Raw genomic sequence first — 18,066 nt, 5'->3', positions numbered from 1 at the left:
AGCGGCTCCGCCCTCGATCTCCGCGCGTAGCGCTCGGTTGCGCCCCGCCTTCGTACCTCCCGGCCGGGAGTCCTCGTACCTCCTGGCCGGGAACGGGCAGCGACGCGGCAGGAGGTCACTCGGGTGAGGGGAATGCCAATGGAGCTTGTGGAGATGTCGGGTGGAGAGCAGGCGCGAAGAGGCAGGGGGCGTTTCACCGCGGAGAAGTCCGTGGACGGACTGTACGAGTGGCGGCTGAAGGCTCAGAACGGACGGGTCGTGGCCGTCTCTCCCGCCCATTTCAGAACGGCCCAGGACGCGTTCAGCGCGTGCGTGGCGCTCCGGGACGACGGTGCGGACCACCTCGCGCGGATCCTGCACGAGAAGGAGGGCGTCGGCTGGGTGTGGACGGTGCCCGGTCCGCACGGGCGGGCGCTGGCCCGTTCACCGCGGGCCTATGAGCGCTACGCCACCTGCCAGGGCGCGTTCCGAAAGTTCATCGCCCTGTTGGGCGCCCCGTCGGGGGACGAGGAGCAGCGGGCGTCGGCGCAGGCCTGATCCCGGCTCCACGACGTCGGGCCGGTTCTCCACCGGCTCGACCGCCGCCCCGGCCCGACGGAAGGACGTAGCAGGAGATGGTGGCGCAGTGGTCGGGACTCCGCGGCGAGGACGGGGACGTGACCGGCGGGATCGAGCGGGCGCGGCGCCGGCCCAGGCTGCTGACGTCGCACGACGCGGCGGGCACGGTGGGCTGGTCGCTGGTGGCCGCGAACGGAAGGCACATGGCGTGCTCGGCGACCCGGTATCGGGACGAGCGCGAACTCGCGTCGGCACTGCGGGAGTTGAGGGCCGACCGGCGGGTGCTGCAGTACGCCGTGGTGCAACGCCTCGGCCGCTGGTCGTGGACGGCCCGGCTGCCCGCGCGCAGGGCGGGGGTCCGGGAGGGCGATCCGATCGCCTCCAGCGCCCGGAGCTATCTGCGGCAGGACCAGTGTCGCAAGGGGATGGAGGGTTTCCTGCGCGCGCTCGACGACCTGTCGCCGGAGGCGTGGGCCGGGGTCCTCACCGCGAGCCGCTGAGGGCGACGGCGAGGGCGACGGGTGCGGCGACAGCGACGGCGAGGGTCACAGCGACGGTGAACGAGAGGTATCCCGAACTGGCTCAAAGCCCCACCGCGAGAAGCACGTACGGTGCCGTGCGCTGCTCGCGAGGGCGCTCCCCAAGCAGCCGGCGTACGGCCTGCGAGCAGCGCAAACGCCGCTACGGGCGGTCGGCCCGCGCACCGGGCGGGCCGACTCGGCCGCGACGCACGGTACTTGGCGCCCGGTCGGCCGTCGGTGAAGCTCGGTGCCGCTGGGAGCCGTTCGGGTGTGGCTCCCGCACCGGGTCCGACAAGGATCCGGTCCGACATGCAAGCCACTTCCTCCTGGAGGAAACGCACCATGCGTAAGACTGCTGTCGCTCTGCTCTCCGCCGCCGCGCTCGTCTCCCTCGTGACGCTGGCCGGCCCCGCCTCCGCCGACCCCCCCGCCGGCGTCACCCCCGCTGCCACCGACATCGTCGGTGTGGGTTCGGACACCACCCAGGCCCTCTTCAACAAGTTCTCCGCCGACTACACCGGCACCCCCAAGCTCTACAGCTGGGACGCGACGGGCACCTCCCCGATCACCACCAAGACCGGTGCGACCTCGCTCAACCCGCGTCCGAACGGCTCCGGTGCGGGTGTCACGGCGCTGCAGAACACCACGAAGACCACTGTGGACTTCGCCCGCTCCTCGGGCGGCCCGGCCGCCGGCCAGCTGACCACCGACGACTTCATCGCCTACGCCAAGGACGCGGTGACCTGGGCCGCGCAGTCCGGTGGCAACGCCCCGCCGAACCTGAGCACCGCGGACCTCAAGGGCATCTACAACTGCAGCATCACCAACTGGAACCAGATCACGGACGTCGGTGGCACCTGGGTGGCGCCGAACGCCACGATCAAGCCCTTCCTGCCGCAGAACGGCTCGGGTACCCGCTCGTTCTTCATGAACGTGCTCGGCCTGTCCAACGCCGACCCGCAGCCGTCGTGCGTGAACACCACCGTCGAGGAGAACGAGGGCAGCAACGTGCTCCTCCACGACAACAACGCGGTGGTCCCCTACTCCGTCGCCCACTACATCGGCCAGGTCTACGGCGGCCACGGCTCCGGCAACGACGTCCAGGGCCCGCTGACCGTCCGTAACATCGGCGGCACCAGCCAGACGCCGATCATCGTGCCGGTCGACCCCACCACGCACGTGATCACCTCGTCGTTCGCCACCAGCGCCTACGGCAGGAGCGTCTACAACGTCGTGCGCGACGCCGACTGGACCGCCGGTGACGCGCACGCCACCGCGCTGAAGGCGATCTTCAGCTCGACCGGCTGGATCTGCAAGAACGCCACCGCGCAGGCCGACCTCAAGAGCTACGGGTTCCTCCCGCTGGCCCTGTGCGGCGCGATCACCCACCCGTAACACCCTGACCGACGGAACACCCTGACCGACCCCTTCTCCACCTCTCGACGGGCCGGCGCCAGACATCCTTCCGGCGCCGGCCCGGCCCCATCGAAGTCCCAGCTATCCAGGAGAGACCATGAAGAACCTGCGCAACGCCACGTCGCTCGCACTTGCCGCGGCCTCCCTGCTCGCCCTCGGCTTCGCCGGCCAGGCGTCCGCTGCGACGCCGGCCTCCGGCAGCGCGGTCATCTCGGAGAGCAACACCTTCCTGGTGAACGCCGCCGCCCAGGGCATCATCGCCGTGCCGCTGCCCTCGGCGACCGCGTCCTACTCCGGTACGACCGGTGTCTCCGCCACCTTCCCGGTCACCGGCGGCGACGCCAACCTGACCGGCTACTACGGGACCGCCCAGTTCGGCGGCGCGCTGCTGGTGCTGGACGCGAAGACGCTGCGCTCGGTGACTTTCTCCCAGCTCTCCTACGACCTCTACAACGACCAGATCACCGGCGTCCCCACGGGCGGGACCACCGCCGTGCCGCTGTTCGTGCCGACGGGCGACATCCGGGTGGACAAGGTCGGCACGGGCGCGGTCTTCAACGCCTCCGAGGTGGACCTGGACCCGGCGGGCGCCGACTTCCTCAACACCAAGCTGAAGACCGGCTTCTTCGCGGCCGGCGACTCGGTCGGCTCACTGGTGCTCACCTTCACCCCTGCGAGCTGAACGCAGATCGGCTCGCCCGCGCGCGGAGCGGACCCCGTGGCGTCCGCCCCGCGCGCGGCGGTGTTGTCGCCTCGTACACCTGATGGACCGTCATTCGTCACCCGCTGCGGGCGCAATGGGGCGGAGCCTGCGTGGTTTTCCGCGGGTCGCAAGGAACGCGGCGGGAATCGCCGCTGAATCGCCGCAAGGAACCCCGCAGGAACCCCGCAGGGAACGCAGAAGGGAACGCCCGTCATGGAACAGCGAGCGCATCGCACGCCCCGCACCGGGGGGAGGTTTCGCAGAGTCCTTGCGATGGTGCCGTGCGCCGTACTGCTGCTGGGGTTCCTCGCCGCGCTGCCGCCGGGCGCGCACACGGCCCCGACCGCGCAGGCCGCCACCGGGACGACGGTGCCGGGCCCCGAGCGATGGGACCCGGACACCCAGACCAAGGGGCAGCCGGGCTCGGTCACGGTGAGCCAGACCACCAACCTCACCGACCAGGTCGTGCACGTCTCATGGAGCGGGTTCACGCCGACCACCAACGACCCGATGTTCATCCGGCCCAACGACGCCGCGCACGCGTTCCCTGTACGGGTCTACCAGTGCCGGGGGACCACACCGAAGATCACCGACTGCTACGGCAGCAGCCTGTACAACGCCGACGCCGCCAAGGGCTTCGACCAGACGCAGCCCGGGGCGGGCAGCACCGCGCCGGAGTTCCCGACGAACGCACAGGTGTCCTTCACGCACGCCGACGGCACCGGCTCGGCCGATATAGAGGTGTGGACCGCCGAGCAGAGCCAGACACTGGGCTGCGACCCCCACCACCCCTGCTCGCTCGTGGTGGAGGCCAACTACGGCGGCGACGCATGGGACGTGGACGCCGCCGGCAGTGCCGCCAAGTGCGACGACCACACCTTCGACACCGACGTGGAGGCGACCGACAGCGTCATCACCGGGCAGGACTTCCAGACCGGCTACGCCGACGGCGAGTCGTGCGCCTGGGCGAACCGGGTGACCGTGCCGCTGACGTTCGCGACCACGCCGACGGACTGCAGGGCGACCGCGGCCGACTTCACCGTCCAAGGCCTGGAGATGGCCAACCGGGCGATGCAGCAGTGGCGTTCCGGCTTCTGCAACGGTTCCTCGCCGCTCAGCGTCCAGTACACCCCCAGCGGCGGCGAGCCGCAGGCCAGGGCGCAGTTCCTGCAGAAGCTGGGCAGCGACGTCGCGCTCACCGCGCTCCCCGACACCGGTGACGCGCCGCGCCCGTACGTCTACGCGCCGCTGGCGAACACCGGGATCTCGGTGGTCTTCGTGGTGGACGACGACAAGACCGGCGCGCAGATCACGCACATGCGCCTCAACGCCAGGCTGCTGGCCAAGCTGCTCACCCAGTCCTACGTCGGCGACCAGGGCGTCAAGCCGGGGGATCCCGCGTTCGCCTCGGTGGACGGCAACCCCGCCTGCCTCTTCGACGACCCGGAGTTCGTCCAGCTGAACCCGAGCGACCCGCAGAACGGGCCGAACTGGCCGGCCTGCGGCAACCCGTACTCGCTGCCCGTCGTCGTGGGCGGCACCACCGACCTGGTGCAGCAGCTGACCTCCTGGATCGCGGCGGACCCCAAGGCGGAGCAGTTCCTCCAAGGGATGCCCGACCCGTGGGGCATGCACCTGGACACCTTCTACCTGCGGCCGGCCTACCCCGGTTACCCGATCGACTCGTTCGTCCCGCAGGACGCGACCGGGAAGTACGACAACGGCGGCCTGGGTGTGTCCTACCGCAAGCAGCTGGAGTGGAACCCGCTGATCGGCGGTCTCGGCCAGGTGGCACGGCATGTACTCAACGCCCAGCCCAGTTGCAACACCGTGACCTTCCGCGCGGGCGGCGCACGGGAGGACGGGCACTGCGAGGCCCAGCTGACCGGACAGCGGGTGGTGCTCGGCATCGTGGACTCCGGGCAGGCCAAGACGTTCTCGCTGCCTGAGGCCGAACTGCAGAATCCGGCGGGCTCGTTCGTCGCCCCGACCGCGGACGGTCTGCAGGCCGCCGTCGACGACATGCCGGTGGACGCCAGGACCGGGACCCAGACACTGCCGTACGGGAAGCCCCGTACCGATTTCAGCAGGGACGCGGCCGCCTACCCGCTGGCGGCGGTGCAGTACGCGATGCTGCCGACCAAGGGGCTGCCGCAGAAGAAGGCGGACAGGATCGGCCAGTTCGTCTCCCGCGCCACCGACCCGTCCGCCGGGCAGGTGTACGGCTTCCAGCCGGGACAACTCGCGGCCGGATTCCTCGACCTGACAGCCTCCCAGCACAAGCAGGCGCAGGCCGCCGTCGGACATGTGCAGAGCCAGGACGGCGCACTGCCCGGCAACCAGGTCGGGCCGACCGGCACGGGGGGTTCCGCGGGCGGAGGTTCGGGCGGCGGCGCGTCCGGCGGTGCGGGCGGCGGCGGCTCGGCGTCCGGCGGCCTCGGTGGCGGGACCACCGGCGGCTCGGCATCCGGCGGCGCGGGCGGCACCGCGGCCGGGGGCGTGACGGCGTCCGGCGGTGCCGGATTGCCGACAGCCAGGAACGGCGGGCCGCTGGAAGACGCTCAACCCGCCGCGTCGGGAGCGCTCGACCCGGACCGGGCCGGCGGGGCGCGGTTCGTGCTGCCCGCGCTGCTGATCGCGGGTGCGGTCCTGCTGCTCGGCGCCCCGGCGGTGCTCGTCCTGACCGGCACCCCTGCCGGGGAGACCCTGCGGCGGCGGTCGCGTGACGCCTCCGCCGCGGCCCGGCGCGGGCTCGGCCGCCTCAGGCCGGGCCGCTGACCCGGAGCCGGCCGGGTCGCGGACGGCGGTTCCCCCCGCCGCCCGCGACCCGCCCGCGCCCGCCCCTGTTGTGGCCGCGTTCACCCGCAGGACCGTCATCGGTCTCCCGTAGCCGCGCGAATGTATCTGTCGCCACCGCTGAGCACCGCCCGGTGGGCGCCGCAGCACCGCCCGGTGGGCGGACGCCCGTCGCAGAAACCAGCCGAGGAGTGCAGTCGATCATGGCATTCGCCGCCCCGGACCCCGAGCCGTCCGACGTCACAGAAGGAGTCGGCGAGCCCGGCGGCGACTGGCGCGAGGCGGACCGGCCGCGCAGCATCTCGGCACCGGTCGCGCCCGGCGACCAGGTCTTCCGGTGGGTGCTGCGGGGCGCGGGTCTCTCGGTCTTCGCGATCATGGGGCTCATCGCGTTCTTCCTGTTCTACCGGGGCCTCAAAGCCCTGCGGGTGGCCGGCTGGTCCTTCTTCACCGAGTCGAAGTGGCAGACGCAGTCGCACGTCTTCGGCATTGCCGCCGTACTCCCCGACGGCATCATCATCGCCCTGGTGGCGCTGGTGATCGCCGTCCCCGTCTCGCTGGCCGCCGCGCTGTACATCTCCGAGTACGCCCCGGTGCGCATCCGCTCCACGCTGGTCTCGCTGGTGGACCTGATGGCGGCGATCCCCAGCATCGTCTACGGGCTGTGGGGGCTGTTCTTCCTCCAGCCGCGCATCGTCGGCTTCGTCCGCTGGCTGACCATGCACCCGGGCGGGGCCGTCCCCTTCCTCAAGGTGCGCACGGGCGACATCGACACCTCGTACACCTCGTCCGCGTTCATCGCGGGGACGGTGGTCTCGCTGATGATCATCCCCATCATGACCTCGCTCAGCCGGGAGGTCTTCTCGCAGGCCCCGCAGGGCGAACGGGAGGGCGCCTACGCCCTGGGCAGCACCCGCTGGGGGATGGTCCGCAGCGTGGTGCTGCCCTTCGGGCGGGGCGGTGTGATCGGTGCGGTGATGCTGGGCTTCGGCCGGGCGATGGGCGAGACCATCGCCGTCGCGCTGATCATCTCGCCCTCCTTCCACGTCACCTCGCACGTTCTGGAGAACGGGGCCAACTCGATCTCCGCGTTGATCGCGCTGCGCTTCGGCGAGTCCGACCCGCTGTCGCTGTCCGCGCTGATGGCCGCGGGACTGGTGCTCTTCATGCTGACGCTGCTGGTCAACGTGGGGGCCGCGGTGATCATCGGACGCTCCAGGTCCGGCGCGGCGACGGCGGACTGAGCCGCAGTGCGCATCAGACCCACCGGAGCAGCACCCGGAGAAGTCACCCGTCCACCTGACCCGAGCCCGGGAACCCGACGCCGGCCGGCTCCCACCCGGCGGACCGCACAGAGCAGGAGTACGCACCCATGACCACGTTGGAGCCCGCGGCGCGGAAAGCGCCGCAGGAGACCGGGCGCGGGGCCGCCTCCCGCCCGCAGCCCGACCCGGCGACCGCCCCCGAGGTCCGGGTCCGGCTCGGCGGCGCGGGTGACGGCGGCACCGGCGCCCTGATCGGCGCGGCCGGCGGCTCCCTGGCCTTCACCTGGCTGCTCTACGAACGGCTGCTGCCCTTCAGCGGCGCCTTCGGCTTCCTGCTCTGCTGGTACCTGAACTTCCTGGCCATGGCCTGGGGTGTCGCCCGCCTGATGTGGGACGCCAGGACCGCCCGCGACCGGCTGATCCAGACCACGGTGGCTACCGCGGGACTGCTGGTGGTGGCGCTGATCGCCGACCAGGTCGGCTACGTGCTCTTCCGCGGCGAGCACGCCGCCTCGCACCTGAACTTCTTCACCCAGACCATGCAGTCCACCGCCACACTCTCACCGATCACCTCGGGCGGTGCGCTCAACGCCATCGTCGGTTCGCTGGAACAGCTCGGCCTGGCCACGCTGTTCGCCGTCCCGCTGGGCATCGCCGCCGCGGTCTTCATGTCGGAGATCGGCGGCCGGCTGGCCCGCCCGGTCCGCACCGTGGTGGAGGCGATGACGGCGCTGCCGTCCATCGTGGCCGGCCTGTTCATCCTCGGCGTGGTCATCCTCACCCTCGGCCTGCAGAAGAGCGGCTTCGCCGCCTCGCTGGCGCTGACCGTGATGATGATGCCGATCGTGACCCGCGCCGCCGAGGTCGTCATCCGACTGGTCCCGGGCACCCTGCGGGAGGCGTCGTACGCACTGGGCGGCAGCCAGTGGCGCACCGTGCTGAACGTGGTGCTGCCCACCGCCAGGCCCGGCCTGGTGACCGCCGTGGTGCTCGGCATGGCACGCGGTGTGGGGGAGACCTCGCCGGTGCTGCTGACCTCGGGCTTCACCTCGGGGATGAACGCCGACCCGTTCTCCGACCACCAGGTCAGCCTGCCGCTGTACATCTGGAACTACGTCAAGTACCCGGCGCCCGACATGGTGGCGCGGGCCTTCGCGGCGGCCCTGACGCTGATGGCCGTCGTCCTGGTGCTGTTCGTCACCGCCCGGATCCTCGGCGGACGCCGGCCGGGCGACCTCAGCCGGCGCCGGCGGCGCCGGATCAGCCGTGAACTCAGCGGCGGCCCTGACCTGCGCAAGGGGGGCCGGTCGCCGGCCGCCCTCCGGCCGCCGGACCCTGTCCTTCCGACCCTCGGCATCCCGCTGCCCGGAGGAGCCTCCATGTCCACAACGCCCAGGGCGTACCGCCGTTGGCCCCGGCTGCTCGCCGTACTGACCGCCGCGCTGGCGCTGCTCGGGGTGCAGAGCGGCACGGCCGACGCGGCCACCTCGCTCAACGGCGACGGGTCCAGCTGGGCCGGCCCGGCACTCGACCAGTGGCGGCAGGACGTCGGGCCGCAGGGCATCAACATCAACTTCTCGGCGGTCGGCTCGGCCGCCGGCCGCGCCCAGTGGGCGCTGGGCCAGGACGACTTCACCGCGTCCGACGTGCCCTTCCGCACCGCGGGCGACGCGGGCAACACCGGCGGCCAGTACAACGGCGCCGAGAACCCGGTCTACGACTTCTCCTACGTGCCGGTGACGGCAGGCGGCACCGCCTTCATGTACCACCTCACGGTCGCCGGCAAGCAGGTCACCAACCTGCGACTGTCCACCGACACGCTGGTGAAGATATTCACGGGCAAGATCACCTACTGGAACGACCCGGCGATCGTGCACGACTACGGCGCCAACCTGCCGCACACCCCGATCACCCCGGTCGTGCGGTCCGACGGTTCCGGCGCGACCGCGCAGTTCACCCGCTACATGGAGCACACCCACAAAGCCCAGTGGGACGCCTACTGCCGGTCCGTCCTGAGCAGCACCTGCGGCGACTACACCGAGTTCTACCCGCCCAGCGGGCGGATGGTCGCGCAGAACGGCTCCGACGTCGTGGCCAGCTACGTCCAGTCGCAGACCGGCGAGGGCACGATCGGCTACGACGAGTACGCGTACGCCAAGCGGGTCAACTGGCCGGTCGTCAAGGTCCTCAACCCGGCCGGCTACTACACCCTCCCCGGCCCGTCCAACGTGGCCGTGGCGCTGACCGCCGCCAGGATCCGCGGGGTGGACGACAAGACCTCGCCCAGCGACCCGAACTTCCTCCAGCAGAACCTCGACGGCGTCTACACCATGGGCGACCCGCGTTCGTACCCGATCTCCAGCTACAGCTACCTGATCGTGCCGCGCACGGGCGGGAAGCGGGGCATACCTCCGCGCTTCGACACCAAGAAGGGGTCGGCGCTCAGTCGCTACATCGGCTTCATCCTCTGCGCGGGGCAGGGCGAGGCAGGCCAGCTCGGCTACTCGCCGATCCCGCGCGGGCTGGTCAAGGGCGGCCTGCTCCAGGTCTCCCACATCCCGGGCAATGCCAGTGGTATCGACCCCAACACGCTGTCGAACTGCGCCAACCCGACGTTCAACTCGGCCGGCAAGCTCACCGTCCTCACCGACGCCCCGCAGCCCAGCCCCTGCGACAAGGCCGGCGCGCCGCTCAGCTGCACCGTGAAGCACGGCAGGCCGGTCACGGCCGGTGCCGGGTCGTCCGGCGGCAGCGGCTCGTCCGGCGGCGGCACCTCGGGTGGGAGCGGCGGCGGGTCGTCCGGCAGCGCGGGCACCACCGCCACAGGCGGCGGAAGCGCGGGCGGCAGCGCCTCCGGCGGCAGTGCCTCCGGCGGCAGCGGCCCCGGCAAGGTCATCGACCCGCAGACCGGCCAGGTCGTGTCCACCGCGGGCTCCGACAGCTCGGGCGGCGCCGCGGGCGGCGGCGGATCTGCCGTACCGGCCGACGTGGTCGCGCTGGCCGGCCGGAACGACGACTGGCTGCTCAGCTCGCTGACCGCCCTCGAACTGCTCGCCGTGGTGACCGTGCCGCCGGTACTCGGCTACTACCTGCGCGGCCGTCGCCGCTCGGCGGCCGCCGGTCCCGGGCCGCGACCGGGCGGATGACCGGGTGGACGACGGGGGCGCGCCCCGCGGCGCACCGCTGCCCGTACCGCCCCGACCGACGACACCGCACCGCGTCCGGCCGCACCAGAGAAGAGGATCCACAGCCATGAGCACGCCGACTCTCGCGAAAGCGGCGGACTCCGGCGGCGGCCGGACGTCCGGGCCCGCACCCCTGCCCGCCGGGCCGCCCGGCCGTCCCCGCGCGGCGGACCCCGCCGCTTCGCCCCGCGGGTTCGGCCTGCGGATGACAGGAGCGGTGACGGCCGCCCTGTCGTGCCTCCTGCTCGGCCTGCTGCTGATGGGCTTCGTCGGCTACCTGTTCGCCGCCTCGGGGCTCCAGGAGGGGCACTTCCAGTCCACCGCGCACAAAACCTTCGCCCACCAGCTCGCCAACGCGGTCGCCCCGGTCGGCACCGCCGCCGACGGAGCACCGGTCGCCGTCATCGACATCCCGGCGATCGGACTGCACCAGGCCGTGGTCGTCGAGGGGACCACCGGCCGCGACCTGATGCGCGGCCCCGGCCACCGCAGGGACACCGCGCTGCCGGGGCAGCAGGGCGTCAGTGTGATCTTCGGGAGGCACGCCACCTTCGGCGCCCCGTTCGCCGACCTGACCGACCTGCGGACCGGCGACGTCATCCACACCACCACAAGCCAGGGCGAGTCCACCTACACCGTCAACGCCTTCGGCGACAGCTCCCACCCGATCGCCGACACGGCCTCCGACCGGCTGGTCCTGGCCACCGGTGACTCCGACTGGATACCCACCCGCACGCTGCTCGTCGGCGCCCGGCTGAACGGGACCGGCCGGCCGAACCCCGGTGGCCGTCCGGCCGTCGTCGACACCGACCACGCGCTCGCCTCCGACACCGCGGCCCTTCCCGCGGTGCAGCTCTGGGCGCTGGGCCTGCTCGGTGCGGTGGTCCTGCTGGTCGCGGCCGCCGGGCGGCGAATACCGCGCGGCGCCCTTTACCTGATCTTCGCGCCGGTGCTGGCCGCGCTGGTGTGGTGCGTCTACGAGAACGCCGCCGCCCTGCTGCCCAACCTCTACTGATCACCTGCCCGCTGCCCGGGGCGACCGCCCCCGACCACGCCGCGTCCCCATCCCGCGTCCCGACCGACCGTCCAAGGAGTACCGATGACCGACACCAGCGCTGCCGGCGGGCAGGCGCAGGAGGCGGAGCCCGTTCCGGTGGGAGCCGGAGCGCGTGGGTCCACCGCCGACCCCGACGCGGCCGACACCGTCGTGCTTCCCCCCGTACCGCCGTCCCGGCCGGGGCCGGCCACCGCCGGGTCCGGCGGCCCTGAAGGGGGCGCGGACGCGAACCTCTACGCGCTGGAGAGCCGGGCGGTGTCCGCCTGGTTCGGTACCCACAAGGTGCTCGACCGGGTCTCGCTGAGCATGCAGGCCGGCCAGGTCACCGCCCTGATCGGACCCTCGGGCTGCGGCAAGTCCACCTACTTGCGCATCCTCAACCGGATGCACGAGATGGTGCGTGGCGCGGCACTGGCCGGTGAGGTGCTGCTGGACGGCGCCGACATCTACGCGTCCGGCCGCCGCCCGGCCGACGTGCGGCGCCGGATCGGCATGGTCTTCCAGCGGCCCAACCCGTTCCCCGGCATGTCGATCCACGACAATGTCGCCAGCGGCCTGAAGCTCGCCGGGATCAAGGTCAGCCGCGACCACCGCGACCACCTGGTGGAGACCAGCCTGATCAGGGCCGGCCTGTGGACCGAGGTGCGCAACCGGCTCAGCACGCCGGGCGGATCGCTCTCCGGCGGCCAGCAGCAGAGGCTCTGCATCGCCCGCTCGCTGGCCGTCTCACCGGACGTGCTGCTGATGGACGAGCCGTGCTCGGCCCTCGACCCGACCTCCACCCGGCGCGTCGAGGAGACCATCGCCGAGCTGCGCGGGCGCCTGACGATCGTCATCGTCACCCACAACATGCAGCAGGCCCAGCGGGTCTCCCAGTCCTGCGCGTTCTTCCTGGCGACCCACGACACCCCCGGCCGCATCATCGAGACCGGCGCCACCGAGCAGGTCTTCGGCGACCCGGTCGACTCCCGCACGGCGGACTACGTCAACGGCCGCTTCGGCTAGCCGCACCCGGCGGCCGGAAGCGCTGAGCCCGTCCCACCCCGCCCGGTCCGCGCAGGGCGGGACGGGCCGGGGCCACGGGGCCGGGCTGCTCGTCCACCAGGTATCTGGGCGCGGTCGGCACCGCGCAGGGGCCGACTCGCGCCCCTGCGCGGCCTACAGGCCCGCCGCCGCGGCCAGGTCGGGCTTGAGGGCGGCCAGCAGCGACGCCGCCCGCGCGCGGGCGGCGGGCACGTCCGTGCCCACGGGGACGACGACCTCCAGGTAGCACTTGATCTTCGGCTCCGTGCCGCTCGGCCTGACCACGACACGGGCCGAGGTCACCGCGTCCCCGGCGAGGCGGTAGCGCAGGCCGTCCGTGGGGGGCAGGCCGCCCGCGCCCTGCTGGAGGTCCTCGGCCGACACCACGTCCAGGCCCGCGAGCGCGGCCGGCGGGTGGGCGCGCAGCCGCGCCATCGCGTCGCTGATCAGGGAGAGGTCGGCGACCCGCGCCGAGAGCTGGTCGGTGGCGTGCAGGCCGTGCTCCACGGCCAGTTCGTCCAGCACATCGCCCAACGTACGGCCCTCCGACCGCAGTTCGGCTGCCATCTCCGCGATCAGCAGCGCCGCCGTGACGCCGTCCTTGTCCCTGACCCCGGCCGGGTCGACGCAGTAGCCGAGCGCCTCCTCGTAGCCGTACCGCAGGCCCGGGACACGGGCGATCCACTTGAAGCCGGTCAGCGTGTCCTCGTAGCCGAGGCCGGCGGCGGCCGCGATCCTCGACAGCAGCGACGACGACACGATGCTCGCCGCGAAGACGTCCCTGCCGGGCTCGGCGGCGCCCCGCCGCACCAGGTGCGCGGCCAGCAGCGCGCCCAACTCGTCGCCCCGCAGCATCCGCCAGCCCGCGTCCGCGGCGGGGTCGGGCACAGCCACCGCGCACCGGTCGGCGTCCGGGTCGTTGGCGATGACCAGATCGGGGTTCGCGTCCCGCGCGGCCTTGAAGGCCAGGTCCATCGCCCCCGGCTCCTCCGGGTTGGGGAAGGCGACGGTGGGGAAGTCCGGGTCGGGCGCGGCCTGTTCCGCGACGGCCACCGGCGCGGGGAAGCCCGCCCGTGCGAAGGCCGCGGTCAGGGTTTCCAGGCCGACGCCGTGCATCGGCGTGTAGACGGTGGACAGTTCGCGCGCGCCGCCCTCCGCGAGGACTCCGACCGCGCGCCCGAGATATGCCTCGACCACGTCCTCGCCGAGCACTTCCCAGCCGTCCGCGGCCAGGGTTACGGTCGCGAGCGGGCCGACCGCCGCGATCTCGGCGGCGATCTCCGCGTCCGCCGGCGGCACGATCTGGGAGCCGTCGCCCAGGTAGACCTTGTAGCCGTTGTCCTGCGGCGGGTTGTGGCTCGCGGTCACCATCACGCCCGCGTCGGCGCCGAGATGGCGGATCGCGTACGCCAGCACCGGGGTGGGCAGCGGCCGGGGGAGCAGATACGCGCGCAGGCCCGCGCCCGTCATCACCGCGGCGGTGTCGCGGGCGAAGTCGTACGACTTGTGGCGGGCGTCGTAGCCGATGACCGCGGCGGTGCCGCCGTTGCCGCGCAGGTGGGCCGCCAGGCCCGCGGCCGCGCGGATCACGACGGCCCGGTTCATCCGGTTCGGGCCCGCGCCCAGCGCTCCGCGGAGGCCCGCGGTGCCGAATTCCAGCGTGCCGCCGAACCTGTCGCGCAACTCCTCGACTTCCTTCCGGACCAGCAGGTCCTCGAGCTCCGCCCGAGTCTGCGGATCCGGGTCCTCGGCTGCCCACGCCTGAGCCTCAGCGAGCAGGTCTTCCACGGTTGCCTCCATGCCGGTTCACAGTTGCGGTCCGCTGTGGTTGGTCGCGCGGTTCTCCCCCAGGGCTTCGCCTGGGGGTACCCCCACGCGCCCCTGGGTGGGTGCCACTTGCTGTGGCGTCGCTTGCCTGCGGCGCCATCGTGGCTGGTCGCGCAGTTCCCCGCGCCCCTGGGGTACTGCCTCGTCCTGTTGCGTTCACAGTTGCGGTCCGCTGTGGTTGGTCGCGCGGTTCTCCCCCAGGGCTTCGCCTGGGGGTACCCCCACGCGCCCCTGGGTGGGTGCCACTTGCGGTGGCGTTCGCATCTTTCCCGCCTTTTCGGCGGGGCGCTCCGTTCTCCCCCAGGGCTTCGCCTGGGGGTACTCCCACGCGCCCCTGAAAAACGCGTGCCCTCTGCGCAGAGCCCAGCCCCTGGCAGGGGCAAACGCCAGACGCAGGTGGACGCAGGCCAAAAGGGGCGCGGGGAACTGCGCGCGCAACCACGATGGCAGCCGCGGGCAAGCAACGCACCGCAAGAGACACCCACCTGGGGGCGTGGGGAACTGCGTGACCAGCCACCCACGCAGCGGCACTGTGGAGTCCGTAACGGCACCCCGCAGGGAGTGGTGGGGAACTGCGCGACCAGCCATGACGGCAGCCGCGGGCCGGCAGCGCACCGCGAGGGGCAGGGCGTGGGCGCCCGGCGCCCGGCGTGGGGCGAGCCAAGGTCACAGGCGGGCCAGCAAGCCGGCCAGAAGCGTGCCCATGCGCGTCGCGGACTCGTGACCGGCCGCCAGAACCTCCTCGTGGTTGAGCGGCTCCCCGGTCATCCCGGCGGCAAGGTTGGTGACCAGGGAGATGCCCAGCACCTCCGCACCCGCCTCGCGCGCGGCGATCGCCTCCAGCGTGGTGGACATGCCGACCAGGTCGCCGCCTATCGCGCGGACCATCCCGATCTCCGCCGGCGTCTCGTAGTGCGGGCCGGGGAGCTGGACGTAGACGCCCTCTTCGAGGCTGGGGTCGATCTCGCGGCACAGGGCGCGCAGCCGGGGGGAGTAGAGGTCGGTGAGGTCGACGAAGTTCGCGCCGGCGATCGGCGAGGTCGCCGTCATGTTGATGTGGTCGCTGATGAGCACCGGCTGGCCGGGGCGGTAGCCGGGGCGCAGGCCGCCGCAGCCGTTGGTGAGGATCACCGTCTTGCAGCCGGCGGCCACCGACGTGCGCACCGCGTGCGCGACGCTCGCGACGCCCCGTCCCTCGTAGAGGTGGGTGCGGCCGAGGAAGACCAGGGCACGGACGCCTCCGACGCGTACCGAGCGGACCCGGCCCGCGTGGCCGGCCACCGAGGGGGCCGGGAAACCGGGCAGCTCGGTGATCGGCAGCTCGGCGTCCGCGGTGCCGAGCTGGTCGGCGGCGGGCACCCAGCCCGAGCCCATGACCAGGGCGACGTCGTGCGTCTGCGCGCCGGTGAGCGCGCGCAGACTGGCGGCGGCGGCGTCGGCCGCGGCATAGGGGTCGGGATTCACAGAAGCGTTCACGCGCTGAGCGTAACCTGTCAGGGCCTACGCGCGTAGACGGCCTGACATGGACTACTCCGGAAATAGCGGCATCCGACAGTCGGCGGCCCTCGCCGCCCCGGCCACGCGATGGCCGGAAACCGGCGCCGTACGCGGGTTCGCGGCAGGTCAGCAGGGGCGCTTGCGCAGCCCCATCACATAGTCGTGGGGCGCCCCGGCCGACTCGGCGGCGTCCGCGATCTCGCCGAGGTAGCGGGCCGAGGGCAGCCCGCCCTCGTAGTCGTTGAGCACGTAGAGCCACGCCGCCAGGTCGCCGTCCAGGGTGTGCACCCGTACGGTCGTACGCCGGTAGATCTGCAGCGGCACGCCCTCCCAGCGGTCCATCGACTCCTCGTCGACCGGCGCGATGTCGTACAGACCCACGAAGACCTGGCTGACCGGGTCCTCGACCAGGGTCGCGAGCGCGCCCTCCCAGCCCATCTGCTCGCCGCCGAAGGTCAGCCGCCAGCCGTTCAGCCAGCCGGTGCCGCGCAGCGGGGAGTGCGGGGCGCGGCGGGTCATCAGCCGCGCGTCGAGGTTGCCTGCGTAAGCGGCGTAGAGCGACATGAGGACGAGGGTACGGGAGCGGCGCGGACCCCGGTGTGAGGAAGCGCGCGGGGAACGGGCGCCCCTGAGCAGGAACACCCGCGGTCACCCCTGGCGGTGAACACTTGGCGCGTGCGGGACAATGGGGTACGTGACAAGGATCGTGATCATCGGTGGCGGACCCGGCGGCTACGAGGCGGCGCTGGTGGCAGCGCAGCTCGGGGCGGAGGTGACCGTCGTCGACTGCGACGGGCTGGGCGGTGCGTCGGTGCTGACCGACTGCGTGCCGTCCAAGACGCTCATCGCCACCGCCGAGGTGATGACGACCTTCGACTCGTCGTACGAAGAGCTGGGCATCATCGTCGCCGACGACACCCCGCCGCTGCACGGCGCCCCGCGGGTCGTCGGGGTGGACCTGGGCAAGGTCAACCGCCGGGTCAAGCGCCTCGCGCTGGCCCAGTCGCACGACATCACCGCGTCGGTGACCCGGGCCGGCGCCACCGTGATGCGCGGCCGCGGCCGGCTCGACGGCCCGCAGACCGCCGAGGGCACCCGTACGGTCGTGGTCACCGCCGCAGACGGCACCGAGCGGCGGCTCACCGCCGACGCGGTCCTGGTCGCCACCGGCGCGCGCCCCCGCGAACTGCCCGACGCGATGCCGGACGGCGAGCGCATCCTCAACTGGACCCAGGTCTACGACCTCGACGAGCTGCCGCGCGAGCTGATCGTGGTCGGCTCCGGTGTGACCGGCGCGGAATTCGCCGGCGCCTACCAGGCGCTCGGCTCGACGGTGACCCTGGTCTCGTCCCGCGACCGGGTGCTGCCCGGCGAGGACCCGGACGCCGCCGCGGTCCTTGAGGACGTCTTCCGGCGGCGCGGCATGAACGTGATGTCCCGCTCCCGCGCCCAGTCCGTCAAGCGGGTCGGCGACGGCGTCGAGGCGACGCTCACCGACGGCCGGGTCATCACCGGCACGCACTGCCTGATGGCGGTCGGCGCGATCCCCAACACTTCCGGGATGGGCCTGGTGGAGGCGGGCGTGAAGCTCACCGAGTCCGGCCACATCTGGACCGACAAGGTCTCCCGCACCAGCGCGTCCGGCGTCTACGCGGCCGGCGACGTCACCGGCATCTTCGCGCTCGCCTCGGTCGCCGCCATGCAGGGCCGTATCGCGATGTACCACTTCCTGGGCGACGCGGTGGCCCCGCTGAACCTCAAGACGGTGTCCTCCAACGTCTTCACCGACCCGGAGATCGCCACCGTCGGCTACTCCCAGGCCGACGTCGACAGCGGCCGGATCGACGCCCGGCTGGTGAAGCTGCCGCTGCTGCGCAATCCGCGGGCCAAGATGCAGGGCATCAGGGACGGCTTCGTCAAGATCTTCTGCCGGCCGGGCACCGGCATCGTGGTCGGCGGTGTGGTCGTCGCGCCCAAGGCGAGCGAGCTGATCCACCCCATCTCGATCGCGGTCGACAACAACCTGACGGTCGAGCAGATCGCCAACACCTTCACCGTCTACCCGTCGCTGTCCGGCTCGATCGCCGAGGTCGCGCGGCAGCTGCACAACCGCAAGGCCGACAGCCAGGACCAAGGCCTGTCGTAGGCCCGGCCCCTGCCCCGCCCGGGGGCGCGCGTGGGACGTACGGGCGGGGGGCGGACGTACGGGCGGGGGCCG

13 protein-coding genes are annotated in these 18,066 nt (G+C 72.5%); 10 read left to right on the top strand and 3 right to left on the bottom strand.

What is annotated here, in order from left to right:
• Positions 1 to 210 precede the first annotated feature (210 nt).
• The 9 genes from OG900_15195 to OG900_15155 all read left to right on the top strand — a co-directional run bounded on the left by OG900_15195 (position 211) and on the right by OG900_15155 (position 12,506).
• Positions 211 to 537 carry a hypothetical protein gene (locus OG900_15195; GenBank protein WUH91322.1) on the top strand — a complete coding sequence of 109 codons (327 nt, stop codon included), beginning with the start codon at positions 211 to 213 and terminating at the stop codon, positions 535 to 537.
• 77 nt (positions 538 to 614) lie between these two features.
• Positions 615 to 1,058, top strand: a complete 444-nt coding sequence (locus tag OG900_15190; GenBank protein WUH91321.1) for a hypothetical protein — start codon at positions 615 to 617, stop codon at positions 1,056 to 1,058.
• 363 nt (positions 1,059 to 1,421) lie between these two features.
• Complete coding sequence (locus tag OG900_15185) at positions 1,422 to 2,474, top strand: substrate-binding domain-containing protein (GenBank protein ID WUH91320.1); 1,053 nt, start codon at positions 1,422 to 1,424, stop codon at positions 2,472 to 2,474.
• Positions 2,475 to 2,592: 118 nt separating this feature from the next.
• Positions 2,593 to 3,177, top strand: coding sequence for a hypothetical protein (locus tag OG900_15180; protein ID WUH91319.1), 585 nt, complete (start codon positions 2,593 to 2,595; stop codon positions 3,175 to 3,177).
• A gap of 294 nt (positions 3,178 to 3,471) precedes the next feature.
• Positions 3,472 to 5,976 carry a hypothetical protein gene (locus OG900_15175; protein WUH91318.1) on the top strand — a complete coding sequence of 835 codons (2,505 nt, stop codon included), beginning with the start codon at positions 3,472 to 3,474 and terminating at the stop codon, positions 5,974 to 5,976.
• A 221-nt stretch (positions 5,977 to 6,197) separates the two neighbouring features.
• Positions 6,198 to 7,238: a phosphate ABC transporter permease subunit PstC gene (gene pstC / locus OG900_15170; GenBank protein WUH91317.1), complete on the top strand. Its 1,041-nt coding sequence runs from the start codon at positions 6,198 to 6,200 to the stop codon at positions 7,236 to 7,238.
• A gap of 128 nt (positions 7,239 to 7,366) precedes the next feature.
• Positions 7,367 to 10,405, top strand: coding sequence for a phosphate ABC transporter permease PstA (gene pstA / locus OG900_15165; GenBank protein WUH91316.1), 3,039 nt, complete (start codon positions 7,367 to 7,369; stop codon positions 10,403 to 10,405).
• A 106-nt stretch (positions 10,406 to 10,511) separates the two neighbouring features.
• Entirely contained in the window at positions 10,512 to 11,459 is a 948-nt protein-coding gene (locus OG900_15160; protein ID WUH91315.1) for a sortase, read from the top strand.
• Positions 11,460 to 11,543: 84 nt separating this feature from the next.
• Positions 11,544 to 12,506, top strand: a complete 963-nt coding sequence (locus OG900_15155) for a phosphate ABC transporter ATP-binding protein (GenBank protein ID WUH91314.1) — start codon at positions 11,544 to 11,546, stop codon at positions 12,504 to 12,506.
• A 153-nt stretch (positions 12,507 to 12,659) separates the two neighbouring features.
• Here OG900_15155 and OG900_15150 read toward each other — a convergent pair whose 3' ends face one another.
• From OG900_15150 to OG900_15140, 3 genes are all read right to left on the bottom strand, one after another.
• Positions 12,660 to 14,324 (bottom strand): phospho-sugar mutase, encoded by a 1,665-nt coding sequence (locus tag OG900_15150; protein WUH91313.1) that lies wholly within the window; start codon positions 14,322 to 14,324, stop codon positions 12,660 to 12,662.
• A gap of 693 nt (positions 14,325 to 15,017) precedes the next feature.
• Positions 15,018 to 15,827, bottom strand: coding sequence for a purine-nucleoside phosphorylase (locus OG900_15145; GenBank protein WUH91312.1), 810 nt, complete (start codon positions 15,825 to 15,827; stop codon positions 15,018 to 15,020).
• Positions 15,828 to 15,974: 147 nt separating this feature from the next.
• Positions 15,975 to 16,412: a gamma-glutamylcyclotransferase gene (locus tag OG900_15140; GenBank protein WUH91311.1), complete on the bottom strand. Its 438-nt coding sequence runs from the start codon at positions 16,410 to 16,412 to the stop codon at positions 15,975 to 15,977.
• 121 nt (positions 16,413 to 16,533) lie between these two features.
• Between OG900_15140 and OG900_15135 the strand changes: the two genes are divergently transcribed.
• Positions 16,534 to 17,994: an NAD(P)H-quinone dehydrogenase gene (locus OG900_15135; GenBank protein ID WUH91310.1), complete on the top strand. Its 1,461-nt coding sequence runs from the start codon at positions 16,534 to 16,536 to the stop codon at positions 17,992 to 17,994.
• Positions 17,995 to 18,066: the final 72 nt, after the last annotated feature.

The organism is Streptomyces sp. NBC_00433 (assembly GCA_036015235.1).
Taxonomy (GTDB): domain Bacteria; phylum Actinomycetota; class Actinomycetes; order Streptomycetales; family Streptomycetaceae; genus Actinacidiphila.
Note: the sequence above shows the minus strand (reverse complement) of the source record. Positions and strands in the feature narration are given on the sequence as shown.

Bases quoted from the DNA above. Each gene is read 5' to 3' on its own strand.
- OG900_15135 (WUH91310.1), top strand. From the start codon at position 16,534: ATGGGGTACGTGACAAGGATCGTGATCATCGGTGGCGGACCCGGCGGC.
- OG900_15180 (WUH91319.1), top strand. From the start codon at position 2,593: ATGAAGAACCTGCGCAACGCCACGTCGCTCGCACTTGCCGCGGCCTCC.
- OG900_15185 (WUH91320.1), top strand. From the start codon at position 1,422: ATGCGTAAGACTGCTGTCGCTCTGCTCTCCGCCGCCGCGCTCGTCTCC.
- pstA (WUH91316.1), top strand. From the start codon at position 7,367: ATGACCACGTTGGAGCCCGCGGCGCGGAAAGCGCCGCAGGAGACCGGG.
- pstC (WUH91317.1), top strand. From the start codon at position 6,198: ATGGCATTCGCCGCCCCGGACCCCGAGCCGTCCGACGTCACAGAAGGA.
- OG900_15150 (WUH91313.1), bottom strand. From the start codon at position 14,324: ATGGAGGCAACCGTGGAAGACCTGCTCGCTGAGGCTCAGGCGTGGGCA.
- OG900_15140 (WUH91311.1), bottom strand. From the start codon at position 16,412: ATGTCGCTCTACGCCGCTTACGCAGGCAACCTCGACGCGCGGCTGATG.
- OG900_15160 (WUH91315.1), top strand. From the start codon at position 10,512: ATGAGCACGCCGACTCTCGCGAAAGCGGCGGACTCCGGCGGCGGCCGG.
- OG900_15155 (WUH91314.1), top strand. From the start codon at position 11,544: ATGACCGACACCAGCGCTGCCGGCGGGCAGGCGCAGGAGGCGGAGCCC.
- OG900_15190 (WUH91321.1), top strand. From the start codon at position 615: ATGGTGGCGCAGTGGTCGGGACTCCGCGGCGAGGACGGGGACGTGACC.
- OG900_15175 (WUH91318.1), top strand. From the start codon at position 3,472: ATGGTGCCGTGCGCCGTACTGCTGCTGGGGTTCCTCGCCGCGCTGCCG.